Source organism: Sulfuricystis multivorans (genome assembly GCF_003966565.1).
In the GTDB taxonomy this organism is placed as follows: Bacteria; Pseudomonadota; Gammaproteobacteria; order Burkholderiales; family Rhodocyclaceae; genus Sulfuricystis; species Sulfuricystis multivorans.
This window is the reverse complement of record NZ_AP018718.1, coordinates 315,727-341,646: the sequence shown is the minus strand read 5'-3', so window position 1 is coordinate 341,646 and position 25,920 is coordinate 315,727. Positions and strand designations below refer to the sequence as shown.

Below are 25,920 nucleotides of genomic sequence, written 5' to 3'. Positions count from 1 at the left end.
CTGCCTGACGCCGCGAGAACGGGACTGGAGAGTGGGCAGCCCTTCATGCGGGTTGGGCAGAGGGGTCACATCGGCAGGCGATGGTGATAATCGCTCTTGGCGATCGGATCGGTGCCGAAACGGAATTCCATGCAGCGATTCCACAATTCGCTGGCCCGCCCCTTGGGTAACCGGCCGGCGAGCTCGAGGATCTCGGCGAGTTCCGCCTCACCGCGCTCGCGCACTTCACGGCTCGGCGAGCGCTCGAAAAACACGTCGTGATACAGGCACTTCTGCCAGAACAGCGCTTCCAACCCTTCCTGCTCGTCGAGTGGGGTGACGACCAGCTCCTCGGCTTCTGGATGCGCGTGTTGCCAGTGATCGACTGTCTCGCGGTTGGTATCGATCACCCAGGAATACTTCTCGCCGCGCGAGCCGGGGCTGACGAATTGAATGCGGGCGTACATGATGTCTCCAAATTGTTGTCGATGAAGCTGGGACAAGTAACGCCCGCCCTTGCGGCAGGTTGACAGCGCTCAGTCGTTCTCGACGACGACGAGATGCACCCGGTAAGGGCCATGCGCGCCAAGCACGATGGTCTGTTCGATGTCACCGGTGCGCGAAGGTCCGGAAACGAAATTGATCGCGCGCGGCAATTGCCCGAGTTCGGCGCGGGCGAGCGCGAAACCCTCTTCCATGCCGGCGACGATGCGCGAGGCAGGCACCAGCGCGATATGGGTTTCCGGCAGCAGGCTCACGGAGGCAGGAGATTCCGGCCCGCCACAAAGCATCAACGTCCCTGTTTCGGCAATCGCGCAGAAGCAGCCGGTGATGCCGACGGGATCACGATCGACCGCGCCGCGCGCTTCGACTGTCAGCCCCGCGCCCGACCAGTCGAGATGAGCGAGCTGCGGCCAGACGACGGCCCGCAGCGGCAGATCGAGCCCCGCAAGATAGCGGGCGACGGCGGCCGGCGCATCATTGTATGTGCCGATGCGCTCGACGGTACTCGAAAAGCCGAGCGATTTCTCGACGAGCCGTTCCACCAACGCCGACTTTTGCGACGGCATCGCGGGCCGCGGTCCCTGCGCCTTCATTGCCAGCGCGGCTTCGATCGCGGCCCGGCCTGTCACCGCGTTTTCCGGGGTGCGGTTCAGCCGCGCACGCACGCGGCCGAGGATGTCGTCGCGACTGCTCATGCCCGCCCCCGTTGGGCATACAGCTCACGGAAGGTTCTGCCTTCCGGCGTCGGGAAGTTGCGCCCCCTCGTCCATTCGGGCGCCAGACCGAGCCTTGGTATGCTGCCTTTACCGTCGGCGAGCCACTTGAGATAGCGCACCGCGAACCGGGTGCCGAGACCATACAGCGCCGGGCGGCTCGCCACCCAGGCCCAGAGCCGGAAGGCGAGGCGCTCGAACCACGGCCGCAGATGGCGCTCGACCTGCTTTTCGCGCAATTTGCGCAACAGGTCCGGCAGTGGAATCTTGACCGGGCAGACGACGCCGCACTGGTTGCACAGCGTCGCCGCGTGGGGTAGATCGATGGCGTTTTCCAGGCCGGTGTAAAGCGGTGTGAGCACCGAGCCCATCGGCCCGGGATAAACCCAGCCGTAGGCTTGTCCGCCGATGGTCTGATAGACCGGGCAGTGGTTCATGCAGGCGCCGCAGCGGATACAGCGCAGCATGTCCTGGAATTCAGAGCCGACGACCTCGGCGCGGCCGTTGTCGACGAGGATGAAATAGAGATGCTCCGGGCCGTCGCTCTCGCCTTCCGCCTTGGTGCCGGTGAGCACCGAGACGTAGTTCGAGATCGACTGGCCGGTGGCCGAACGCGGCAGAAGACGCATCAAGGTGGCCAGGTCTTCCAGTGTCGGGATCACCTTCTCGATGCCGGTGATGACCACATGCACGCGCGGCAGGGTGGTCACCATGCGGCCATTGCCCTCGTTGGTGACCAGCGCCACCGAGCCGGTCTCGGCGATCAGGAAATTGCCGCCGGAGATGCCCATCTCGGCGGACAAAAAGTGCTGGCGCAACACCTCGCGCGCCTCGCGGGTAAGCTGCGGGATGTCGGTCTTGCGCGGCGTGTGGTGGGTCTTCTGAAAGAGATCGGCGACTTCGTCGAGACTCTTGTGCACGACTGGCGCGATGATGTGGGAAGGCGGCTCGTTGTCGTTGATCTGCAGGATGTATTCGCCCAGATCGGTCTCCACCGGCTGGATGCCGGCGGCTTCCAGCGCCAGGTTGAGGCCCGCCTCCTCGGAGAGCATCGATTTCGACTTGACCGCTTTCTTGACGCCATGTTTGCGGCCAATGTCGACGACGAGCCGGCAGATTTCGGCGCCGTCCTTCGCCCACAAGACATGCGCGCCGCGCGCGGCTGCCGCCTGCTCGAACTTCTCCAACCATAGATCGAGGTTCTCGATCACCCGGTTGCGAATCTCTTTGGCCGCCTCGCGGGTGGCCTCGAAATCATCGATTTCCTTGATCGCGATCGCGCGCTTGTCGACGAACTTGCCTTTGGCCTTCTTCATGCTGGCCTGCAATACCGGGTTGGCCAGCGCCTCGAGGGCGTTTTGCTTGAAGCGGTGCGCGCGCAATTTCATGATCCCAGATTGTCCATTGGAACGTGAGCGGGTATCAAAGCCGAGGGCGAGCAGATTTGTGTTCGCGCGAGGAGCCAATAACGATGTCTATTGGCGACGAGCGCGGGCGCAAAGATGCCGCCCGCAGGCAGAAAGCCGCCACGTAGGGCATTTAAACGCGATTTCGAACACCTCATAAAGCTCCTCGCTCGGTCTAATGGACAATCTGGGATGATTACTTGGCCGTCAGCACTTCGGCGATGTGCAGCACCTGGGTCGATTCGTCTCCCATGCGTCTGAGTTTGCCTTCGATGTTGAGGAGACACCCGAGATCGCCGCCGACGATGGCAGCAGCCCCGGTCGCGCAGGCATTGGCACATTTGCGCTCGGCGATCGCGGCCGAGATTTCCCCGAACTTGACCGAGAAGGTGCCACCGAAGCCGCAGCACTCCTCGGCACCATTCATCTCCTGCAATTCGACATCCGGCAGTTTCGCCAGCAAGGCACGCGGCTGGGCCTTGATGCCGAGGCTCCTCAAACCGGTACAGGAATCGTGGTAGGTGATGCGGCCGGCGAAGCTGCCCGGCACGTTATCGAGTTTCGCGACATTGACGAGGAAATCGGTGAGCTCATAAACGCGGCTGGCCAACGCGACGGCGCGCGCCTGCCAGTCCGGCTCATCTTGCAGGATCGCCGGATATTCGCTGCGCACATGATCGGCGCAGGAGCCGGAAGGCGCGACGACATATTCGAAGCCTTCGAACTCGGCGATGAATTTTTTCGCAAGCAAAGCTGCTGCCGCACGGTCACCGCTGTTCCAGGCTGGCTGGCCGCAGCAGGTTTGGGATGCCGGCACGACGACCTCGCAGCCGGCGGCTTCGAGCAGCTCGATGGCGGCGAAGCCGATGCGCGGGCGCATCAGATCGACCAAGCAGGTCACGAACAGGGCGACTTTCACGAAACTCGGTGCTGGCAGGACGGCACATCACCCCCGGATCGTGCCATCTTTGCTGGCAAGCGTAGTCTCGACCCAGCGCTTGATGCGCTGGGCGTCGGCAATGCGCGTCAGTTTGCCCCAGGAATCGAGCAGCACGATGATGGTCGGCTTGTTGGCGAGCCAGGCCTGCATGACCAGGCATTTGCCGGCCTCGCTGATGAAGCCGGTCTTGGACAGACCGATGTTCCAGTCGTCTTTCTTGACCAGCGAATTGGTGTTGCGGAAGATCAGCGGCCGGCCACGCACGACGACCTGATATTCGTCGGTGGTGGTGAATTCGCGGATCAGCGGATATTGGTGGGCGGCATTGACGAGCTTGACGAGGTCGCGCGCCGAAGAGACGTTTTCGGGGGTCAAACCCGTCGGATCGACGAAGCGGGTGTCGGTGAGCCCCAGCATCTTCGCCTTCGCGTTCATCGCTGCGACGAACGCCGCGCGGCCACCCGGATAATGGCGTGACAAGGCCGAGGCAGCGCGGTTCTCCGAAGACATCAGCGCCAGCCGCAGCATCTGTTCGCGCGAAAGCTGCGTGCCGACGGCCAGCCGCGAATGCGTGCCCTTGATGGTATCGACATCGGCCTCGGTGATCGTCAGCGTCTCGGAAAGATCCGGCTGCACGTCGAGCGCGACCATCGCGGTCATCAGCTTGGTGATCGACGCAATCGGCACCACCGCGTCCGCATTCTTCTCATAGAGGACGTCGCCGGTGCTCTGATCGATCACCGCCACTGCTGCGGAGCGGATCTGCTCGATCGGGCCCGCGCCGGTATCTTCTTGCAATGCCGCATGGTGCGCCACTGGCCTGACGGGGGATTGATGGGCAGGCTTTGCCTTCGCGGGCAGCTTTTTCGTCGCCACGGTTTTTTTCTTCGTGGTGGCCGCGGTTGCCGGGTGGCTTGAGACGGCGGCCATGCCCAAGGCCACGAGGCAGGTCAGCAGGGTTCTGAAAGTCGCTTTCATGGGCTGCGAAAATTTTGGCAATCGTAAAAGCTTAACAGGCCGTCAGCGCTACCACCTTGGTTTAACCCAGATTGTCCATTAGACCGTCCTGTGATCGGATGAGTGTGAGCAAGTCTTGTCATCCTGGACTGCGCGGGCGCGCACCATCTGCGGGCGTGCCCTTCGCGCCCGCGCTCCTCGCCAATAGACACCGCTATTGGCTCGTCGCGCACACGCAAATTGCCTCGCCCTCGCCTCGGAATCGCCTCGCGCCCTAATGAACAATCTGGGTTTAACTCAAGAAACACGTCCGCGCCTTTGCTTCAACGGTCTTTACAGCAAAAAATTAATGGGATGGACGCGGGTTTTATAGCAAGTTATCAGCTTACGATCAACTCTCGCCCCGCTCCCGGGTATGGGCGACCTCGACCGACAGCAGCGCCGCCATGTTGACGATGCGCCGCACACTCGCCGTCGGCGTCAAGATATGCACCGGGCGGGCCGCGCCCAAGAGCAGCGGGCCGATGGTGATGCCGTCGCCCGCGGATGTCTTGAGCAGGTTGAAGGCGATGTTCGCGGCATCGAGCGTCGGCATGATCAAGAGGTTCGCCGGACCGGTGAGTCGCGCATTCGGGAACACCTGGCGGCGGATCTCAGGATCGAGGGCGGCGTCGCCATGCATCTCGCCTTCGACCTCGAGCTCGGGCGCCTTGACGCGCAGCAGTTCGAGGGCAGTGCGCATCTTGCGTGCCGTCGGGGTATCGTGGGTACCAAAGCTCGAATGCGACAGCAAGGCCACCTTCGGCGTCATGCCGAAACGGCGCACCTCCTCGGCGGCCAGCAGAGTCATCTCGGCCAGCTGCTCGGGCGTCGGATCGTAATTGACATAGGTGTCGCCGATGAACACGGTGCGGTTCGGCAGCATCAGCATGTTGATCGCGTAGAAGCTGCCGATCCCCGGCCGCCGGCCGATCACGGCCTCGATGTATCTGAGGTGCAGCGCGTGGGTGCCGAAGGTGCCGCACAGCATTGCATCGGCATAGCCATGGCGCACCAACATCGCACCGATCAGCGTGGTGCGCCGGCGCATTTCCCTTTTCGCGTATTCGACGCCGACACCCTTGCGGCAGGTAAGCTGGTAATAGTCCTGCCAAAGTTCTTTGTAACGAGGATCGGAATCCGGGTTGACGAGTTCGAAGTCGCGGCCCGCGACGATGCGCAGGCCGGCGCGAAAGATGCGCATCTCCACGACTTGGGGCCGACCGATCACGATCGGCTGCGCCCAGCCTTCCTCGCGTAGCGTAGCCACCGCGCGCAGCATGCGCTCGTCCTCACCCTCGCAGAAAACGATGCGCGCGGGCGCTTGCCGCGCGGCGGTAAACACCGGCTTCATCACCATCCCGGAGTGATAAACGAACTCGGAAAGCCGCTGCCGGTAGGCCGCCATGTCCTCAATCGGCCTTGTCGCCACCCCGGTATCCATTGCCGCCTGGGCGACGGCGGGCGCGACCTTGAGGATCAGGCGCGGATCGAAGGGCTTGGGGATCAAATACTCGCGACCGAAGGTGAGCGGCACGTCGCCATAGGCAGCCGCCACGACATCCGACTGCTCGGCATGGGCAAGTTCGGCGATCGCCTTGACTGCGGCGATCTTCATCGCCTCGTTGATCGTCGTCGCGCCGACATCGAGCGCCCCACGGAACATGTAGGGAAAGCACAGCACGTTATTGACCTGGTTCGGATAATCCGACCGACCCGTGCCGATGATGCAGTCGGGGCGCACGCGCAGCGCGTCCTCGGGCAGGATCTCCGGGTCGGGATTGGCCATCGCCAGGATGATCGGATCTTTCGCCATCGTCGCCACCATCTCGGGCTTCAGCACTCCGCCAGCGGAGAGGCCGAGGAAAACGTCTGCGCCAGGCATCACGTCGGCCAGCGTGCGCGCATCGGTGGGCTGCGCGTAGCGCTGTTTCGATTCGTCGAGATGCTCGCGGCCGGTGTGGATCACGCCTTTGCTGTCGCAGACGAAGATGTTTTCGCGCCGGGCACCCAAGCTGACGATCAGATCGAGGCAGGCGATCGCCGCTGCGCCGGCGCCGGAGGTGACGATCTTAACCGCATCGATATCCTTGCCGACCAGCTTCAGGCCATTGAGGATCGCCGCCGCAGAGATGATCGCCGTGCCGTGCTGGTCGTCATGGAAGACCGGAATCTTCATGCGTTCGCGCAGTTTGCGTTCGACGAGGAAGCACTCGGGCGCCTTGATGTCTTCGAGGTTGATGCCGCCGAAGGTCGGCTCCAGCGCGGCGACGATGTCGACCAGCTTGTCGGGGTCCTTCTCATCGATCTCGATGTCGAAGACGTCGATGCCGGCGAACTTCTTGAAGAGCACCCCCTTGCCTTCCATCACCGGCTTGCCCGCCAAGGGGCCGATGTCGCCCAGGCCCAGCACCGCCGTGCCGTTCGAGATCACCGCGACGAGATTCTGCCGCGCGGTATAGAGCGCGGCCGTGCCAGGATCGCGTTCGATCTCCTCGCAGGCGGCAGCCACCCCAGGCGAATAGGCGAGCGACAGGTCGGACTGGTTGGTGAGCGCCTTGGTCGGGGTGACGGCGATCTTGCCGGGGCGTGGCAGGCGGTGATAGTCGAGTGCGGCGCGACGCAGCGTTTCTTCCATGACAGATCCTTGCGAAATCAGGGCCGGTTATCGTTTCGATCAGGGCTCATTATCGTGCAGAAGCTGCTTGCATGGCAGAATGATCTATTGGCATCCATCGATAAGGAAACGACATGAGCCAAGCTCCCAGTTTCGTCCGCCATGAAAAGCTCAAAGCCTGGGTCGCCGAGATCGCGGCGCTTACCCAGCCGGAGCGCATCCATTGGTGCGATGGCTCGCAGGAAGAATACGACCGGCTATGCGCCGAGATGGTCGAGGCCGGTACTTTCGTCAAGCTCAACCCCGCCAAGCGCCCCAACTCCTATCTGGCCTGCACTGATCCATCCGACGTCGCGCGCGTCGAGGATCGCACCTTCATCTGCTCGGCAAGACAGGAAGACGCCGGGCCGACCAACAACTGGGAAGACCCGGCGAAGATGAAGGAAACCTTGCGCGGTCTCTTCAAGGGGGCGATGCGCGGACGCACGATGTATGTGATCCCGTTCTGCATGGGGCCGCTCGGCTCGCCGATTTCCCAAATCGGCGTCGAGATCACCGACAGCCCCTACGTCGTCGTCAACATGCGCATCATGACGCGCATGGGCCGCGCCGTCTATGACGTGCTCGGCACCGATGGCTTCTTCGTGCCTTGTCTCCACTCGGTCGGCGCGCCGCTCGAACCGGGCCAGAAAGACGTCAAGTGGCCCTGCAACCCGACCACCAAATACATCGTGCATTTCCCCGAGACGCGCGAGATCTGGTCCTACGGTTCCGGCTACGGCGGCAATGCCCTGCTGGGCAAGAAGTGCCTGGCGCTCAGGATTGCCTCGACGATGGCGCGCGACGAGGGGTGGTTGGCCGAGCACATGCTGATCCTCGGCGTCGAATCGCCGGAAGGTGAGAAGACCTATGTCGCCGCCGCCTTCCCGTCGGCCTGCGGCAAGACCAATTTCGCGATGCTGATCCCGCCAGAATCCTTCAATGGCTGGAAGGTCACCACGGTCGGCGACGACATCGCCTGGATCAAGCCTGGTCCCGATGGTCGCTTCTACGCGATCAACCCCGAGGCCGGTTATTTCGGCGTCGCGCCCGGCACGTCGGAGAAGACCAATGCCAACGCGATGGCGACGCTCAAAGAGAATGTCATCTTCACCAACGTCGCGCTCACCGACGACGGCGATGTCTGGTGGGAAGGCATGGGCCCGGCGCCCGAGCATTGCATCGACTGGCAGGGCAAGGACTGGACGCCGGAGGATGGCAAGGCGGGCCGGAAGGCCGCGCACCCGAACGCGCGCTTCACCGCGCCGGCCTCCCAATGCCCATCGATCGATCCCGATTGGGAAAACCCTGCCGGCGTGCCGATCTCGGCCTTCGTCTTTGGCGGCCGGCGCGCGACCACCGTGCCGCTCGTCTATGAAGCCTTCAACTGGAACTATGGCGTCTACATGGCCGCCACGCTCGGCTCGGAAACCACCGCCGCCGCCTTTGGCCAGCAGGGCGTGGTGCGCCGCGATCCGTTCGCGATGCTGCCTTTCTGCGGCTATCACATGGGCGACTACTTCAACCACTGGTTGCGGATGGGCCACGTCGTCGAACACTCGCCGAGGATTTTCTGCGTCAATTGGTTCCGCATGAACGAGAAGGGCGAATTCATCTGGCCGGGCTTCGGCGAGAACATGCGCGTCTTGAAATGGATCGTCGAGCGCGCGCAAGGCAAAGTCGGCGCTCGCGAGACGGCACTCGGCTGGATGCCACGTTTCGAGGACATCGACTGGACGGGGCTCGACATCGACAAGGCCGAGTTCGAGGCGCTCACGCAAATCGACGCCGATGCCTGGAGACAGGAATTCGCCGCGCACAAGGAATGGTTCGCCAAGCTCGGCGAGAAGCTACCGCGTCAGCTGGCTTTGAAGCGCGATCTTTTCGAGCTGGCACTGATCGACTGATGAGGCTCGCTACGCGCATGGAAGGGATCGCCCCCTTCCATGTGATGGAACTGATGAGCAAGGCCCAGGCGCTCGAAGCCCAGGGACGCGACATCGTGCACATGGAAGTCGGCGAGCCAGACTTCCCGACCCCGCAACCGGTGATCGACGCCGCCCAGCGCTTCCTCGCCAGCGGCCACGTCCATTACACCGCCGCTCTCGGGCTACCGCAGCTGCGCGAGGCAATCGCCGGCTTCTACGCTGCGCGCTACGGCATCATGGTCGATCCGGCGCGCATCGTCGTCACGGCAGGCGCCTCGGCGGCCTTGCTGCTCGCGCTCGGTGCACTCACCAGCCCGGGCGAAGAATGGCTGCTCACCGACCCGGGCTATCCGTGCAATCGTCATTTCGTGCGCTTCTGTGAAGGCGTGCCGCGTTTGCTCGCCGTCACGGCAGCGACGCACTTCCAGCCGACCGCGGCACAAGTCGGCGCTAGCTGGACGACACGCACGCGCGGTCTGCTCATCGCCTCACCCGCCAACCCCACCGGCACGCTGATCGACCCTGCCGAGCTCGCGGCTCTATGGCAGACCGTTCGTCAGCAGGGCGGCAGCCTGATCGTCGATGAGATCTACCACGGCCTCACCTATGGGACGCAAGCGCCGACGGCTTTGGCGCTCTCGGACGACATCATCGTCATCAACAGCTTCTCGAAATATTTCGGCATGACGGGCTGGCGGCTCGGCTGGCTGGTGGTGCCACCCTACCTCGTGCGCGCGATCGAGAAGCTCGCGCAGAACCTCTACATCGCGCCTTCGACCGTCGCACAGCACGCGGCGCTGGCCGCCTTCAGCCCGGCAACGCTGGCGATCTGCGAAGCCCGTCGGCAGGAATTTCGCGCCCGGCGCGATCTGTTGTTGCCGGGTTTGCGCGCCCTCGGCTTCGAGATCGGTGTGGAACCGCAGGGCGCGTTCTACATCTATGCCGGCATCGGCCAGCTCGCGGAAAACAGCTATCAGCTCGCACTGCGCCTCATCGAAGAGGCTGGCGTCGCCGCCACCCCGGGGCTGGATTTTGGCAACCATGCGCCCGCACGCCATATGCGCTTCGCCTACACGACGAGCGCCGAACGGCTCCTCCTCGGTCTTACGCGCATGTCCCGCCTGCTTGCGGGGAAATGAAAAGGGAGGCCTAGCGGCCTCCCGCGATGCGCCTTGCTCGCGATCAGGACGGACGTGATCCCGTCGGGAACGGCCAGGCCGCGGCCGGATTCAGTGCAGATTTGAGGCCAGGCGCGGCAGCAGTCGAAGGAGCGGCAGCCGCAGGTGCCGGGGCAGGTTTTGCAGGCGCCTTCTTCGCAGCAGTGGCCTTCTTCGCGGCAGGCTTCGCAGCAGCCGCCTTCTTCGGCGCCGCCTTCTTCGGCGCAGCCGCCTTCTTCGCGGCAGGCTTCGCAGCAGCCGTCTTCTTCGGCGCAGCCGCCTTCTTCGCGGCAGGCTTCGCAGCAGCCGCCTTCTTCGGCGCAGCCGCCTTCTTCGCGGCGGGCTTCGCAGCAGCCGTCTTCTTCGGCGCAGCCGCCTTCTTCGCGGCGGGCTTCGCAGCAGCCGTCTTCTTCGGCGCAGCCGCCTTCTTCGCGGCGGGCTTCGCAGCAGCCGTCTTCTTCGGCGCAGCCGCCTTCTTCGCGGCGGGCTTCGCAGCAGCCGCCTTCTTCGGCGCAGCAGCCTTCTTCGCGGCAGGCTTCGCAGCAGCCGCCTTCTTCGGCGCAGCAGCCTTCTTCGCCGCCGGTTTGGCAGCGGTCGCCTTCTTCGCAGCCGCCGGCTTCTTGGCTTTCTTCTCTTCAGCCATAGTGAACCTCCTTACATGTGTTTGAGATAGGGAAGGATGACAACCCGCCTGTGACTACGACGGGAATTATTCAACAATGCCGGCGGGCCGGAATTGATGAATTCAAGCGCTTTCCCCGTCCATCCCTTTGTTTCGGAAGGAATCGGAGAAACGTGGCTGGGCGACGCAAGGCATTTCGCATGCATAGCGGCGCTGGCAAAAAGAACGATGACGGAGGAAAGAAAGCGGGGAAGCATGTTCAGGCCACCGACGTATCGGCCGGTCTGCATTGCACAGCATGTAGCGTTGGTACGCTCGGATTCTTCCTGCATGCCCACCTTTCGGTGTAGAGGGTCTTCGCTTCGACCTACTAGATATAGTAGGTGGAAAGCGATCTGCGACTAATGGTAGTGCCCTGTTGCCGGCAATGCAAGATAAATGTCGCGCGCCATGTCGGCACAGCCATGCGCGTGTTGCGATCATGCCACGCCGGCGCAGCTTTTTTTCGCGACGCGGCAGAAGCGCCGCAGGCATGAATGTCATTGCCGCGAAATGCGCAACCAGTCGAAATAAGGCCCAGGATCGGTCTTCCTGCCTGGCGCGATGTCGGCATGGCCGACGATATCGACCAACGGAAAGCTTTGGCGCAGTCGCTCGATGAGGACACCGAGCGTCGCGTATTGCGCGTCTGCAAACGGCGTGAAGTCATCGCCTTCGACTTCGATGCCGAGCGAAAAGTCGTTGCAGCGCTCGCGCCCCCTCCAGCACGACGCACCGGCATGCCAGGCACGCGCGCGGCAAGGCACGAACTGGATCAGTGTGCCATCGCGGCGCACGAAGAAATGTGCCGAAACCCTTGTTCCGGCAAGTGAGGCAAAGTATGGATGACGAGCGGGATCGAGCCGGTTGGTGAACAGATCGATCACCGCGCCGCCGCCGAATTCACCCGGCGGCAGGCTGATGGCATGGATGACGATGAGGTCGATCGTTGCGTCGGGCGGGCGATCGTCGCAATTGGGGCTGGCAATGTGCTGCACGCCCGTCAGCCAGCCTGCGGCATCGAGAGGGCCGAGCGCTTCAGCCAGCGGATTCATTGAGCCCCAGCCGCTCCATCCGGTAACGCAGCGAGCGGAAGGTCACACCCAGCAAACGGGCGGCTGCCGTGCGGTTGTAACGGGTTTTTTGCAACGCATCGAGAATCGCCTGGCGTTCCTGTTCGTCGAGGAACTCCTGCAGAGGCTTGCCGCCGATGCCTGCCGTCTCGGCACCGCCGACTTTCGGTGGCTGCAATTGCAAATCCTCGCTGTCGATGGTGTCGCCGCCATGCAGGGCGAGCGCCCGTTCGAGGATATTTTCCAGCTCACGCACATTGCCGGGAAAGTCGTAAGCCGTCAGCGCAGCCATCGCCCGAGAGGTGAGTCGCGGCGCTGGCACGCCATTGGCAGCGGCAAGCCTCTCCAGGATGCGCTGCGTGAATTCGGGCACATCCTCGCGGCATTCACGCAAGGCTGGCATGTGAATCTCGATCACGTTGAGCCGGAAGAACAGATCCTGACGGAAGCGCCCAGCTTCCATCAGCTGGCGCAAATCCTGATGCGTTGCACAGATGATGCGCACATTGACCGGCTCTTCGTTCGTCGCGCCGACGCGCCGCACGCGTTTTTCCTGGATCGCGCGCAATAGCTTCACCTGCATCGGAAACGGCAAATCGGCAACTTCGTCGAGAAATAGCGTGCCGCCGTCGGCCGCCTGGAAAAATCCTTCGCGCTCGCTGTCGGCACCCGTGAATGCCCCCTTGCGATAACCGAAGAATTCGCTTTCCATCAGGTTTTCCGGGATCGCGCCGCAGTTGACCGCGATGAACGGCTTGTCCCGCCGACGGCTACCCTGGTGGATCAGCCGGGCCGCGAGCTCCTTGCCGCTGCCGGATTCGCCCGAGATATAGACGGGCGCTTCGCTCTTCGCCACCTTACCGATCAGCTCGCGTACCTGGACGATCGCCGGCGAATGGCCGAGCAGCTCCCGGCCGCGTGGCTCTCTCTCCGGCATGCTCTCGGGAACGGTGAGCGCGGATTTCACCAGCGTGCGCAGCTGGGCGAGTGACACCGGCTTGGCAAGATAGTCGAACGCGCCGGCCTTGAGCGCCGCAACGGCATTCTCGGTGCTGCCATGCGCGGTGATCACCGCCACCGGCAACGTCGGATAATGGGTCTCGATCTCGCGCACCAATTGCAGACCGTCGCCATCGGGCATGCGCATGTCGGTCAGGCACAGCTGGTAGGCTCGTTCGCGCAACAGCCGCTTGGCCTCGGCGACGCTGGCGGCGCTGTCGCATTCGAGCCCCATGCGTGCCAAGGTCATGTCGAGCAACTCGCGGATGTCTGCTTCGTCATCGACGATCAGTACTCTCGGAGTCATGCCTGTTTGCCCTCCCCCTCGGCCGGTTTCCGCCATGGCGCGAATGATAGGCAGAAATGCGCGCCGGGCGCATTCTCGAGCAAGAACAGACGTGCGCCGTTCGCCTCGCATAGCTCGCGGGCGATGTAGAGCCCCAGTCCGGTGCCGTTCGCGCGCGTCGTGAAAAACGGCTCGAACACGCGATCGCGCTCGGTATCGATGATCCCCTTGCCGTCATCGACGAAGTGCAAGCTCGGCCGATCCTGGGCTGGATTTTCCTCGTACCAGACACGAACGGCCCCCGGCGCCTGACTGGCGTAACGCAACGCGTTGTCGAGCAGGTTGGCGACCACCCGGTGCAGATGGCCGCGATCGAAATGCACCCAACGACCGGGCGGAATCTCGACGCTGATGCGTTCGAGGTTGCCGGCATCGTGCAAGGCACGCTCGTCGAGCAAGTGACGAAAAAAATCGCCGAGCTCGATCGTTTCGGGATGGACACGATCGCGCCTGCCGAGCTCGACCACCTCGGAGACCAGGCGATTGAGCCGCTGCACGTTGTCGAGGATGATGCGGGTGAGCCGCTCGATTCCCTTGCCTGAGGGCTCATCAGCCAACAGCTCGGCCGCATGACTGATCGCCGACAGGGGATTGCGGATTTCATGGGCGAGATTCGCGGTCAGACGGCCCAACGCCGCGAGCTTGACCTGGCGCGCCTCCTGCTGCAGTCGGCCGACGTCTTCGACGAAGATCAACGCATTGCCGCCCTCGCCGGGCGGCAGAAAGCGCACACGCAGATCGCGCCCGGTCCAGGGTACCTGCATCACCAGCTCGGATTCGATGCCGCGCGCGCTGCGCACGCGGAATTCTTCTGCCAAGAGTGGCGAGAAATCCGCCAGCATCCGCGGATGAGCCATCGTGCACCCCAGCAGGGCGCGGGCGCGCGGATTGCATTGCCGCACCCCCCCTTGCGCATCGATGACCAGCACGCCATCCTGCATGTCGCGGATCACGCGTTCGTTGATGTGCAGCTGATCGGCAAGCTCGATACCGCGACGGCGCGCCAGCTCCTCGTTGGCGATCATCCGGTTGGCCAAGAGCCTTGCGGCGATGGCCGAACCAAAGAGGCCAATGCAGGTCAGACCCGTGTAGTAGAAATCGCTGGAATCTCCAGTCAGGAAAGCGACGCGCCAGGCCTGTTCGGCGAGCAGCAGCAGACTGGCCAACGCCGCGTAGAAAAGCACCAGGCGCCCCTGCCCGACCAGCGCCGCGCCGACCAGGACGACGATCAACATCATCGCCATGCCGCTCTTCGCGCCACCGCTGGCATACAGCATCAGGGTCAGGCAGACGATGTCCGCGATCACCTGGGCGCTCAATTGAGAATCGAAGGCTTTTCGCCAGTGGGTCTCTACGACGAGGGCCACGATCGACAGGCCCAGATAAGTGCCACTCGTCCACAGGAAAAAGCGCGGATCCTGTGAGCCGATGTTCAGCGGACGGCTGGAAAGCAGGATGACGCCGAAGAAGAAACCGGCGACGATGAGCCGGTACCATGAGAAATAGTTCAGCAGCCGCCAGCGTGCATCGATATCTGGGACGGGGGTCGAGCCGGACAGCATTCAGGCAGCCGGTCCCTGGCGAAGGTGTTCTTGTGAGCAGTAATACCGCTCCTTCGCGATCAGCGCCTCGCTTTCGGGCAGATGTATGCCGCAATGCGCGCAAATCACCATCTTCTCGGCGGGCCGCTGTATTGGTGTTTCACCTTGATCAGGCGCATCGGCCTTGCGCTGGCGGGGCAGAAGCCAAATGAGGAGAGCGAAGACGATCAGCAGCAGCAACAGCTTCGACATTGTGAGGGAAGCTCCAATTCCGTTGCGAAGCCGACGACCCCCAGGGCCGCTCGGGCGGAACGCAGCGAGTCCGCCGTCGAATGATAAGCAAATTCAGTGGAATTGGTCGGGGTGAGAGGATTCGAACCTTCCGGCCATCCTGTCGAAATCATCAGAGTCTGGTTATCGCATCGCTCGGCCTTACACCAATGGAAAACGCAGGTCGCCACCCAGTTCGCGCTGGGGTCGGCCGATATAGTAGCCCTGCGCGAGATCGACGCCGATCGAGCGTAATTCATCGAGCACCTCGATACTTTCGACGTGCTCGGCGATGACCTTGATGCCGAGATCGGCGGCGAGCCGCCAGATCGTTTCGACGAAAGCACGATCTTTCGCGTTTTCGAGGATATTGGCGACGAAGTCACCCTCGATCTTGAGGAAATCCACCGGCAGGCGGCGCAGGTACTGGAACGAAGAAAAACCCGAGCCGAAATCGTCGATCGCCAGCTTGAAGCCCTCGAGCTTGAGCTCGGCAACGAGACGTTCGAGCACGACGACGTTCTTCACGGTATCGCGCTCGGTGATCTCGAAGACGATCTGGCCTGGTGGCACGCCGCATTCGCCCACCGTGCGTTTGAGCGTTTGCAGGAAATTAGCGAGCGCCAATGCGCGCGGTGACAGGTTGATGAAGATATAGCCGGCGAACTTCGCCGCCGCTACGGCGCGCAGCGCCCGATCCATGACCATGATGTCGAGGCGGTGGATGACGCCCGCCTTCTCGGCATATTCGATGAAGCGACCGGCCTCGATGTGCTGGCCGTCGAGCGACAGCCTCGAGAGCACCTCGCAGGCGACGATGCGATTTTCGGCAAGTGCCATGATCGGCTGGAAGAACGGCACGATGCGACCCTCATTGACGGCGCTGACCACCTGCATCGTCGTTGCCGTCATGTCGCGGAAGACTTCGGCAACATCCTCTTCGGTCGGCACGCCGACCTGGTTCTTGCCTGATGCCTTAGCCTTGTACATCATGTTGTCGGCAAACAAGAACAGATCCTTGGCATTACCAGCATGCAACGGATAGACCGCCAGACCGATCGAGGCGCTGCCCCCGATCTGCATGCCATCGCCGCCGTCGATGCGCAGCGCGGTGATGCTCTCCATGATGCGCCGCGCCACGCCTTCCGCTGCATTCAGCTCGGTCTCCGGCAACACCAGCACGAACTCGTCGCCGCCGTAACGGGCGAAGATGTCGCCCGGCCGCAGCGTGCTGCGCACGGCATGGGCGATGCCCTGCAAGTAGCGATCACCGACGCTGTGTCCATAGTTGTCGTTGACCAGCTTGAAGTTGTCGAGGTCGATCACCAGCAGGGCGAACCGGTAGTTGTGGCGCCGAGCGCGCGCCACCTCGTACTCGAACAGCTCCCAGAATACGCGCCGGTTGTAGAGATCGGTGAGCGGGTCGCGCGTCGCGTAGTACTCCATGTCGCGCGTGTATTTGTGGATCGCCTTCACCGAGCCGATGACGTTGAGCATCGTCGATAAAACGCTGTCCATCACGAGGCGCAGCGTCTCATCGCCCGCCGCGTTGGCGTTCACACCGATGCCGACGATGCCACCGATCTTCGGATGATCGACGATCAAGGTCTTGGTGTGCAAAACGACTTCTCGCTCTTCGAGAACCAAGGGTTCGTGCTCGCTGGAGGAGGGAAAGTGATGATGCAGCGTGACTTCGGAAAGCTCGCTCAAGTATCCGGCCTGGATGACACTGCGCACGTGGCGCTCGACCATCTGGCGCGTCTCATCGGTCGGCGTCCGGGACCAGAAGATCTCCAGGTCGAACACCTCATCATCGACCTGGAACACCGAAAACAGCATGTGGGTCGGCATCACCTGGTTGATCTCGGCCAGCAGGCGAGCGACGTATTCGCCCCAGTCGCGGACCACCTCGGAAGTGATGACGAATTTTTCCAGCAGGCCGATTTCGAAGCGCAGCACGCCTTTGTCGACCGCGATGTCGCGCAGCTTGCGCACCAGTTGCCCGAGATTGGCGAAGAGCGGCTCGAATTCGATGAAGCCCGGCGCGTAGGGGGCGAGCTCCAGATCCTGCAGATCAGCGACGCCATTCACCTTGGACACCGCCTGGCTAACGCCGTCGACCGCCGCTTCGATGCGGCGGCTGACGCGCCAGACTGCGATGGTTGCGAACAGCATCAGCAGCGCTGTGAGACCGCCGAACCAGAGCAGGAACTGGCGGCGCGACTGCGCCAGCAGGGGCGCGAAATCCTGCTTGACCTCGATGGCGCCGAGCACGTCGCCTTGCTTGGCGGAAAAGTGGCAGCGCTGGCACTCGGTGTTGGCAACGAGCGGCATCAGATAGCGCATGCCGCCGACGGGCGCCTCAGTCACGGCCTGGCCCTGGGCAAAAACCTTCCGGATACCGTCGTCGAAGGGTGGCTGGTCGATGCGGCCGTAATCGGTCTCGACCACCGGGCCGCGATAGATCTGCACCGTGGTCGGTGTGCCTTGGACGGAAGAAGCGACGGCATGGACGAAGGCCTCGGCCTGCTTGCGCTGCCAGCCGGTGCTCATCAGCTGGTACATGCTGGTAAAGGTGACTTGAGCGAGGGAGTTCGATGACTGGCGTGCGCTGTCGCGCACGGTGTTCTCGAGAATGTTGCCCAGCAGCCAGTAGCTGGCGCCGAAGAAGCCGATGGCGACCGCCGCCGAAGTCGCTAGAATGAATGTTCGGATACGCATGCTCTAGCCCCCTCGAGTGCCGTTGCAAGCTAAGGATTGTAATCAAATCGGCAGGCGCGTGCCGTCTCGCCAGCGCCGAATTTCGGTAAACGATGCGTTCCTGCCGCCGGCGTTCACTGTCGAGCACGGCGGTAGGGATTGCCTGCAGCGCACGCCCCCCCCGGGGCATTCGAACTACTTTATCAACAAGGGCATTTGGTATATACAATTTGAATTTTGAGGAGGCGTTTGGAAGGGAGCGGCCATGTTCCGGAAACTCAACAACCTTAGCTTTCGTTTCATCGTCATGGCGAGCTTGGGCGCGCCGGCGCTGCTGCTGTGGATCTGCGGCTATTACGCCTGGGACAGTTGGCGGACTTACAACATCATGAACGTAACAGTCAAGGCCAACCGGCTGGCGGATGCCATCATCGCCGCCGCCGCCCAGGAAGCCATCGAGCGCGGCGTGACCGCAAGCCTTCTATCGGCCGCGGGGCCAGTGCCGCGAGCCAGTCGGACCCAGATCGCGGAACTGAGAGCAAAGGGCGAACGTCATTGGCAGGAGGCCGTGGGGCTGACCGAGGAGCTTCTGTCCATGCCCTTCGTGACGCCGGTTCTGTCCAAGGCATTCCAAGAAGCCAAGCTGGCCCATGACAAACTGGACGAAGCCCGCAAGCGGGTGGATGCCAGCCTCGACAAATCCGAGCGCGACATCACGGTGCCGGAATGGATCGCCACCATGACCAAATTCATCCACACCGCCGCGCGCCAGCGCATCGTCGCCTTTGGTGGCGAGGCTTTTCCCCCGAGGATCACCTACCCGAACCTGACGACCAAGCACAACATTTGGCTGGCTTCCGAATACGCAGGTCTCGAGCGCGCCACTATCGCAACGGTCATCAACAGCGAAGCGCCCGTTTCGCAAGATACGTTGCAACGACTCATCTCCTATCGGCAAATCATCGAGCAGAACATCGCGGACATTCATTTCTGGAAGGCCGCATCCGGCACCGATCCGAGGGTCGCAGCGGCCATCGACGCGATGGAAAAGCATTTCCTGGGCGACTTCCAGAAGGTGCGCCAGAAACTTTACGAGGAAATGGTTGCTCCTGCGCGCGAAGGACGGCGCTACCACATCACGAGTGGTGAATGGATCAAGATATCGACCGCGGCGATCAATACGATTCTCGATGTGTCCGCCAGCTTTTCAGATGTCGGTGAGGAGATCGCCCTGAAGTCGGCGCACATCGCCCTCATTCAGGCGGTCGGCTACGTGGGGCTGTTCTTCGCCATGATGATCGTATCCCTCCTGACGACTCAACTGCTGCTCGGGAAAGTACGGCACATGAACAGCCTGAAAGACTCGATGGCAGAGCTTGCCGACGGGCAGGGTGACCTGACCCGGCGTCTCGATGCCGAAACTACCGACGAGATCGGGCAGACTTCCGCGGCCTTCAACCGCTTTGCCGAAAAGCTGCAGCAGATCATCCGCGAGACCCGCGGTGCAGTCTTCCAGCTTTCCGAGGCTGCGCAAAAGTTGGCCGCTGCCAGCGAGCGCATCCGCAATGGCTCGCGTTCACAACGCGAGATGTCGGTGACGACCGCCGAGGCGACCGATGGAGTGACCACCAGCATTGCGCAGGTCGCCGAGCATACCCGCGAGACGCTGAAGTCATCGCAGGAGGCCGGCGAATTGGCCGGAGAGGGTGTTCGGATCGTGCGCAGCGTCGCCGATGAGATGACAGCGTTGGCCAATGGGGTGGCGGACACATCGCGCCAGGTCGAGGCACTCGGCGAGCGCTCGCGCGAGATTGGCGGCATCGTCGGCGTCATCCGCGAGATCGCCGATCAGACCAATCTGCTGGCGCTCAATGCCGCCATCGAGGCGGCGCGGGCGGGTGAGATGGGGCGCGGTTTCGCGGTCGTCGCCGACGAAGTGAGGAAGCTCGCGGAGCGCACCGGGGCCGCCACCATCGACATCTCGCACACCATCGATACCATCCGGAACGACACGAACGCCGTGGTCGAAGCGATGCGCGCCAGCGGAGCCCGGGTGAGTCAGGGTGTCGAGATGGCTGCCCAAGCAGCCGCCGCTTTGGCCAAGATCAACGAAGGCGCCCGACTGACCGAATCACGGGTGGAGGAGATCGCGCGGACGATGCGGGAACAAAGCGCGGCAGTCAGTGAAATCTCCAAAAACATAGAGCGCATCGCCGGCATGGCGGAAGAAAACGATCAAGTGGTCGACGAAACCACCCGGGATGCTCAACGCTTGCAACAGCTCGCGGACGGCCTGCGGCAGGTGGTCGGCAAATTCAAGGTCTAGTGAAACGCTGAAGAAGTCGATGCGAGCGGCCGGAGGGCAAGGCGTTTGGTGCGCAGGAGTAAGACTCATCAAATGGATAGGCGAGCAACCGAGCACCGCGCAACAGTAGCCATCCGGACGCACAGCAGGCTTATTCAGTGTTTCTAGCGGAAATACTCTCAGCCCTGCCTGCGACGTCCCTGCGCAGCGCCAACAGCGAAAAGGAATCAACCGATTACCTGATCAGCATTTTGCACAACTTGACGCACACAACTAAATGCCCGTATGCTTTCCTAGTATCAGCGCACTGTTGTAAACCAGCGCTGCCACTCGACGAAAGCGTCGGCCGGCATGGGTCTACCGAGCAGGTACCCTTGCACTGAGCTACATCTCGAACGACGCAGGAAATTCAGCTGCGCTTCGGTCTCGACACCTTCGGCCACGCTTTCGAGCGACATGCCTTGCGCCATGCCGATCACGGCGCTGGCAATCGCCGCATCGACCTGGTCTTCCACTTGATAGATGATTGCGCTGGAGATCTTCAAGGTATCGACGGGCAGATGCATCAAATATCCCAACGAGGAAGCGCCCGTGCCGAAGTCGTCGAGTGCGATGCGGCAACCGAGCGTCTTGAGCCGAGCCAGCGCACCGCCGGCGATGTCGGCGTTTTCCATCACCATCGATTCCGTCAGTTCGAACTCGAGCCGTTGCGGCGGCAGGCCGCTTGCCGCGATCACGGCGGCGACGCGGTCGATGAAATCGGGTTCGCGCAGCTGCCGCACCGAGAGGTTGATGGCCATGCGCAGCGGCGGCAGGCCCGCTGCGTCCCATGCCTTGGCCTGATGGCAGGCGGTGACGAGCACCCATTCGCCGACGGGGACGATCAGGCCGGTCTCTTCCAGGAGCGGCACGAATGCGTCCGGGGCGATGAGGCCGCGGCTGGGATGATGCCAGCGCAACAGCGCTTCGACGCCGATCACCCGCCGGCTATTGCACTCGATCTGTGGCTGGTAATGGAGCACGAATTGATTCGATCTCAGCGCATGGCGTAAATCGGCCTCGAGATCGAGGCGGCCTTCGGCGACGGTGAACATCTTCGTGTCGAAGAACGCATGGCCGAGGCTACGGCGCTTGGCGTGATACATTGCAACATCGGCTCGTTCCAATAGCCCCGGCGCTGCTTCGCCAGTGGAAGCGACCGCTGGATCGTGGATCGCGATGCCGATACTTGCATCGACGAACAGCTCACGGCCGGCGAAATGAAATGGTGCGGCGAGCGCGGCACGAATCTTCGCCGCGACCTGCGCCGCGTCCTCGGGAACGTGGATGTCGCCGACGATGACCGCGAATTCGTCGCCGCCCAGGCGCGCGACGGTATCCGTTTCGCGCACGGCGCCGACGAGCCTATCGGCGACGGCTTTGAGCAATTCGTCGCCGACGGCATGGCCGAGCGTGTCGTTGATGTGCTTGAAGCGGTCGAGATCGAGCAACAGCACAGCGACACGTTCCCGGTTGCGGCGTGCCCACGCCTGCGCCTGTTCGAAACGATCGCGGAACAGGAGGCGGTTGGGTAACCCGGTCAGCGCATCGTGATAGGCCAGCCGGCGAATCTCCTCTTCGGCGCGCTTGCGTTCGATCGCATAGCGCAAGGCACGAGCTAGATGACGCTCGTCGATCATCCCCTTGACGAGATAATCTTGGGCACCAGCAGCCACCAGCTCTGCGGCGAGTGCTTCGTCATCCAGGCCGGTGAGCACGACCACCGGAATTTGCGGCGCCGCATGGCGCAGTCGTTCGAAGGTTGCGCGGCCGAACGAGTCCGGCAGCGACAGGTCGAGGAGGATCACATCCGCCTCCGCCACTCGCAAAAGCCCCTCCGTCAGTGTATCGGCCTGGATCAGACGGGTCTGCGGCGGCAGGCGCCGGTTCGCACGTGCCTCGTCGACGAAAAGACCGATCAGACGCGCATCGCCAGGATTGTCTTCGATCAGGAAGATATCCATCAATGAGGGAATGCTTGATGATTCAACATGCGATACACATCCTCAGCCGGCACCGGACCGCCAAAGACGAAGCCCTGGGCGTCGTCCCAGGCATGGGCACGCAACTGTTGGGCCTGCTCGGTGGTTTCGACGCCTTCGGCAACGCCGCGCAATTTGAGCACATGGGCGATCGAAATCACTGCCTGCGCCACGGCAATCCCTTTCTCCGCCCCGACATCGGCGACGATGCTGCGATCGAGCTTGAGCGCATGGATTGGGAAGCGTTGCAAATCGCGCAGGGTCATCATTTCGCCGCGGAAATTGTCGAGCGCGATACGGCAGCCCAACAGACTAATGCGCCGCAGCATGGCGAGCGCGTGCTGCTCGTCCTCACGCAGCGAGCGTTCGCCGATTTCCAGCTCGAGCAGACGAGCGGGCAGGCCCGACCGGCGCAACGCCTCGTCGATACGGTCGGGAAGCAGGGGATCGCGGAACTGGCGCGGCGAAAGATTGACGGCCACTTTCACACTCTGGCCAGCCGCCTGCTGCCAGCCGGCAGCGGCTTGGCAGGCTTCCCGAATCACCCATTCGCCGACCGACACGATAAGGCCGCTTTTCTCGAGGGCATACATGAATACCGCCGGCAGCTGCAGGCCGGCCTCGTTCTGCCAACGCAGCAGCGCCTCGACACCGATCACGCGCCCGCTGGCAAGGTCGACCTGGGGTTGATAGACGAGGCGGAATTCACCGCGCCGCCAGGCCTCGTCGAGCCGGGCGGCAAGCCGCTCTTCCTCGCCACGAGCCACGTCATGCCGCGCCTCGTAGAAACACCAGCGTACAGCCCTACCTCGTGCCGTCTTGGCGCAATACATCGCCGCATCGGCCCGCTCGATCAGGGTTTCGGCATCATCGGCATCGTCGGGGTAGAGCGCGATGCCGATGCTGGCCCGGATCGGCCGGTTCGCGCCGCCCGAAGCAAAGGGTGCAGAAAGTGTCTCGACGAGCTTGGCGACGATGGCCTCGGCATCAGCCCGGCCATTGAGCTCGCCGGCATAAATGACGAATTCGTCGCCGCCGAAACGGCCGACGCAATCGGTCTCGCGCAGCAATCCGGTGAGCCGGCGTGCCGTCTCGCGCAACAGCTCATCGCCGGCGGCGTGGCCGAGCGTGTCGTTGATGTTTTTGAAGCCGTCCAGATCGACGAAGAAAAAAGCCAACTGCTGGCGATGACGGCGCGCCCAGGCGAGCGCATGCTCGAAACGGTCGTGGAACAGGCGCCGATTGGGTAGATCGGTGAGCGGGTCGCGGTGGGCGAGATGGAACAGTCGCTCTTCGAGCTGGCGCCGCTCCAGCGCATAGCGCAGCGCGCGCAGGAAGGTCGGTCCGGACAGATGCTGCTTGACGATGAAATCCTGGGCGCCCAGGCGCACGGCGCGCACCGCCTCGCGCTCGTCGTCCAGGTGCGAGAGCACCACCACCGGCACGCGCGGCGCCAGCTCGCGCATCTGCTCCAGCGTGGCAAGCCCCTGTCCATCCGGCAAATTCAGGTCGAGCACGACGATGTCGATGTCCTCGTCGGACAACAACGGTATCGCCGCCGCGAGCGAGCCGGCTTCGCACACCGCGAACTCGTCGCGCCCGTATTCGCGCACCAGCTCCCGCACCAGGCGCACATCGCCCGGATTGTCCTCGATCAGCAGGATCCGATGCTGGCGCGCGTTCATGATCCAGGCAGTGGCGGCAGGCGCACGATGGTCAGCCAGAACTCTGAAATCGAGCGCACCACCTTGATGAACTGGTCGAGATCGACCGGCTTGGTGACGTAGCAATTGACATGCAGATCGTAGCTGGCGATGACGTCCTGCTCGGCCTCCGAGGAGGTGATCACCACCACCGGGATACGCCGCAGATCTGGATCGGTCTTGATCTCGGCGAGCACCTCGCGCCCGCTCTTTCTCGGCAGGTTGAGGTCGAGCAGGATCACGTCCGGTCGCGGCGCGTTCTCGTATGGCGGCTGGCGGCGCAGGAAGGCGAGCGCCTCGACGCCGTCGCCGACGACCGAGAGATTGTTCTTCAGCTTCGATTCCTTGAGGGCCTCGCGCGTCAGGCGCACGTCGCCCGGATTGTCCTCGACGAGCAGAAACTGCGCGACGTCGAGGGCCTCAGTCGTGCTCATGGCCATCCTCCCTTCGATCGGCGATGCTGAAAACGAAACGCGCGCCACGGCCGGGCGCGGATTCCACTCGAATCATACCCCCATGTCGTTCGACGATCTTCTTGGCGATCGCCAAGCCGATACCGCTGCCCGGATACTGCTCTTTCGGGTGCAGGCGCTGGAAGATCAGGAAGATGCGCTCGAAATATTCGGGGGCGATGCCGATGCCGTCGTCGGCGACCGCGATTTCCCAGGCCTTCGCCGTGCGCTGCGCTTCGATGCGGATGTGCGGCGCCGTATCGGGTTTTTTGAACTTGATCGCGTTGCCGATCAGGTTCTGGAACAGCTGCACCAGCTGCATCTCATCGCCCCACAGCGTCGGCAGCGGCGCGCGCTCGATCACTGCAGCGGATTCGCGAATCGCCACATCGGGATTGGCCAGCGCCGCATCGAGCGCCTTCTCGCCGGAAACCGCGGCAAAAGGCTTGCCGCGCGTGCCGACGCGCGAATACTTGAGCAGATCGTTGATCAAGGTCTGCATGCGCTGAGCGCCATCGACGGCGAAGGCGATGAACTCGTCGGCATCCGCGTCGAGCCGCCCCCGGTAACGCCGCGCGAGCAGCTGGGTGTAACTCGCCACCATGCGCAGCGGTTCCTGGAGGTCGTGCGAGGCGACATAGGCGAACTGTTCGAGCTCGCGGTTGCTGGTCTCGAGCGCCGCCGTCTTTTCGGCGAGCGCCCGGGCCGCCTGCCATTCCTCGGTGATGTCGGAGAATTCGACGACGTAGTGACGCTCCTCGCCCTCGCCGACCGCGGCGATCGACAGCCGCGCGCGCAGTTCGCCGCCGTCCGCCTTGACCAGCCACAGCTCGCCATGCCAGACGCCGCCTTTCTCCGCCTGACGCCAGACGGCGTCGAAGTGGGGCTCCGCGTGCGCCGCCCAGAGCCGGGACAAAGGCTGGCCGACCAGATCGCGCGATCGGTAGCCGATCGCTGCGACCATGTGATTGGCCTCGACGATCTTGCCCGACGCATCGACGATCAGCACCGCTTCGAGGTCGGATTCGAAGACGCGCGCCAACAGCTGTAAGCGGGCATGGTCGGCGCGGAAATAGGCCTCGACCAGATAGCCCAGATCGAGCAGGATGGCCTTGACCAGCGCCCCCGCCATCTGGCCAAAGCGCTCGAGATCGCCTTCGCACAGCTCGACCATCGGCGACCAGAGGGTTTCGAAGGCAAGCCGGTAGGCGCCGAGGAACCAGAAGGGGTCGAGTCCGACGCGGTGGTGCGCCTCGCCGATCGCCAGCCGCTCGCGAGCGTAGTCGCCGTCAAGACGCGGCGCAAGTAAGCCGAACAGCGCTTCGGCATGGCGGCGCACGAAGTCTTCGCTTGCCACGCCACGCCGTTCGAGCAAGGCGGCGATCTCGGGATGCTCGGCCAAATGTCCGGAAAAAAGGGCCTCGAATGCCGATCGTGCCGCGCACGCCCGCTCGTTTAACGCCGCCAACGTTTCGAAATCCGTGCGCCCCAAACCCAGTTCTTCGAACCTAGCCGTCTCAGCCACGGCATTCCCCCTTTCATGCGCGTGCCGCAGCCGTGAATGATAATC

The 25,920-nt window shown here is 63.1% G+C and carries 20 protein-coding genes; 3 read left to right on the top strand and 17 right to left on the bottom strand.

What is annotated here, in order from left to right; genetic code table 11:
- Window positions 1-65: 65 nt before the first annotated feature.
- From EL335_RS01620 to EL335_RS01595, 6 genes are all read right to left on the bottom strand, one after another.
- A complete protein-coding gene (locus tag EL335_RS01620) occupies window positions 66-446 on the bottom strand; it encodes a hypothetical protein (RefSeq protein WP_126443936.1) in 381 nt (126 codons plus the stop codon).
- A 69-nt stretch (window positions 447-515) separates the two neighbouring features.
- Complete coding sequence (locus tag EL335_RS01615; protein WP_126443935.1) at window positions 516-1,178, bottom strand: LutC/YkgG family protein; 663 nt, start codon at window positions 1,176-1,178, stop codon at window positions 516-518.
- Window positions 1,175-2,584 carry a LutB/LldF family L-lactate oxidation iron-sulfur protein gene (locus EL335_RS01610; RefSeq protein WP_126443934.1) on the bottom strand — a complete coding sequence of 470 codons (1,410 nt, stop codon included), beginning with the start codon at window positions 2,582-2,584 and terminating at the stop codon, window positions 1,175-1,177. The genes EL335_RS01615 and EL335_RS01610 overlap by 4 nt, the downstream gene beginning before the upstream one ends.
- Window positions 2,585-2,798: 214 nt before the next feature.
- On the bottom strand, window positions 2,799-3,521 hold the full coding sequence (locus tag EL335_RS01605) for a (Fe-S)-binding protein (protein ID WP_126443933.1): 723 nt from the start codon (window positions 3,519-3,521) through the stop codon (window positions 2,799-2,801).
- A gap of 27 nt (window positions 3,522-3,548) precedes the next feature.
- Window positions 3,549-4,520, bottom strand: a complete 972-nt coding sequence (gene pbpG, locus EL335_RS01600) for a D-alanyl-D-alanine endopeptidase (RefSeq protein ID WP_126443932.1) — start codon at window positions 4,518-4,520, stop codon at window positions 3,549-3,551.
- A gap of 370 nt (window positions 4,521-4,890) precedes the next feature.
- Complete coding sequence (locus tag EL335_RS01595) at window positions 4,891-7,176, bottom strand: NADP-dependent malic enzyme (protein ID WP_126443931.1); 2,286 nt, start codon at window positions 7,174-7,176, stop codon at window positions 4,891-4,893.
- A gap of 113 nt (window positions 7,177-7,289) precedes the next feature.
- On the opposite strand from EL335_RS01595, the gene EL335_RS01590 reads away from it, so the two are divergent.
- Both EL335_RS01590 and EL335_RS01585 read left to right on the top strand, forming a co-directional pair.
- The gene (locus tag EL335_RS01590; protein ID WP_126443930.1) at window positions 7,290-9,101 is read left to right on the top strand and encodes a phosphoenolpyruvate carboxykinase (GTP); all 1,812 of its coding nucleotides are present in this window, start codon (window positions 7,290-7,292) and stop codon (window positions 9,099-9,101) included.
- Window positions 9,101-10,261 carry a pyridoxal phosphate-dependent aminotransferase gene (locus EL335_RS01585; protein ID WP_126443929.1) on the top strand — a complete coding sequence of 387 codons (1,161 nt, stop codon included), beginning with the start codon at window positions 9,101-9,103 and terminating at the stop codon, window positions 10,259-10,261. Before EL335_RS01590 ends, EL335_RS01585 begins: the two co-directional genes overlap by 1 nt.
- Before the next feature lie 43 nt (window positions 10,262-10,304).
- Here EL335_RS01585 and EL335_RS01580 read toward each other — a convergent pair whose 3' ends face one another.
- The 7 genes from EL335_RS01580 to EL335_RS01550 form a co-directional block, all read right to left on the bottom strand.
- Window positions 10,305-10,922, bottom strand: coding sequence for a histone H1-like repetitive region-containing protein (locus tag EL335_RS01580; RefSeq protein ID WP_126443928.1), 618 nt, complete (start codon window positions 10,920-10,922; stop codon window positions 10,305-10,307).
- Between the two features lie 11 nt (window positions 10,923-10,933).
- Window positions 10,934-11,233 carry a hypothetical protein gene (locus EL335_RS01575; RefSeq protein ID WP_126443927.1) on the bottom strand — a complete coding sequence of 100 codons (300 nt, stop codon included), beginning with the start codon at window positions 11,231-11,233 and terminating at the stop codon, window positions 10,934-10,936.
- Between the two features lie 207 nt (window positions 11,234-11,440).
- A complete protein-coding gene (ampD, locus tag EL335_RS01570; RefSeq protein WP_126443926.1) occupies window positions 11,441-11,995 on the bottom strand; it encodes a 1,6-anhydro-N-acetylmuramyl-L-alanine amidase AmpD in 555 nt (184 codons plus the stop codon).
- A complete protein-coding gene (locus tag EL335_RS01565; protein WP_126443925.1) occupies window positions 11,979-13,319 on the bottom strand; it encodes a sigma-54-dependent transcriptional regulator in 1,341 nt (446 codons plus the stop codon). Before EL335_RS01565 ends, ampD begins: the two co-directional genes overlap by 17 nt.
- On the bottom strand, window positions 13,316-14,920 hold the full coding sequence (locus EL335_RS01560; RefSeq protein ID WP_126443924.1) for a sensor histidine kinase: 1,605 nt from the start codon (window positions 14,918-14,920) through the stop codon (window positions 13,316-13,318). Before EL335_RS01560 ends, EL335_RS01565 begins: the two co-directional genes overlap by 4 nt.
- Window positions 14,921-15,151 (bottom strand): PP0621 family protein, encoded by a 231-nt coding sequence (locus tag EL335_RS01555; RefSeq protein ID WP_126443923.1) that lies wholly within the window; start codon window positions 15,149-15,151, stop codon window positions 14,921-14,923.
- Between the two features lie 180 nt (window positions 15,152-15,331).
- Entirely contained in the window at window positions 15,332-17,890 is a 2,559-nt protein-coding gene (locus EL335_RS01550) for a putative bifunctional diguanylate cyclase/phosphodiesterase (protein WP_126443922.1), read from the bottom strand.
- A 244-nt stretch (window positions 17,891-18,134) separates the two neighbouring features.
- On the opposite strand from EL335_RS01550, the gene EL335_RS01545 reads away from it, so the two are divergent.
- On the top strand, window positions 18,135-20,195 hold the full coding sequence (locus EL335_RS01545; protein WP_126443921.1) for a methyl-accepting chemotaxis protein: 2,061 nt from the start codon (window positions 18,135-18,137) through the stop codon (window positions 20,193-20,195).
- Window positions 20,196-20,473: 278 nt separating this feature from the next.
- Here the strand turns inward: EL335_RS01545 and EL335_RS01540 are convergent, their stop codons facing one another.
- From EL335_RS01540 to EL335_RS01525, 4 genes are read right to left on the bottom strand one after another with little or no spacing between them, the layout of a single operon-like run.
- Window positions 20,474-22,177, bottom strand: coding sequence for a putative bifunctional diguanylate cyclase/phosphodiesterase (locus EL335_RS01540; protein WP_126443920.1), 1,704 nt, complete (start codon window positions 22,175-22,177; stop codon window positions 20,474-20,476).
- The gene (locus EL335_RS01535) at window positions 22,177-23,880 is read right to left on the bottom strand and encodes a putative bifunctional diguanylate cyclase/phosphodiesterase (protein ID WP_126443919.1); all 1,704 of its coding nucleotides are present in this window, start codon (window positions 23,878-23,880) and stop codon (window positions 22,177-22,179) included. The genes EL335_RS01540 and EL335_RS01535 overlap by 1 nt, the downstream gene beginning before the upstream one ends.
- Window positions 23,877-24,332 carry a response regulator gene (locus EL335_RS01530; protein ID WP_126443918.1) on the bottom strand — a complete coding sequence of 152 codons (456 nt, stop codon included), beginning with the start codon at window positions 24,330-24,332 and terminating at the stop codon, window positions 23,877-23,879. The genes EL335_RS01535 and EL335_RS01530 overlap by 4 nt, the downstream gene beginning before the upstream one ends.
- Window positions 24,319-25,875: a sensor histidine kinase gene (locus EL335_RS01525; protein WP_126443917.1), complete on the bottom strand. Its 1,557-nt coding sequence runs from the start codon at window positions 25,873-25,875 to the stop codon at window positions 24,319-24,321. Before EL335_RS01525 ends, EL335_RS01530 begins: the two co-directional genes overlap by 14 nt.
- Window positions 25,876-25,920 lie beyond the last annotated feature (45 nt).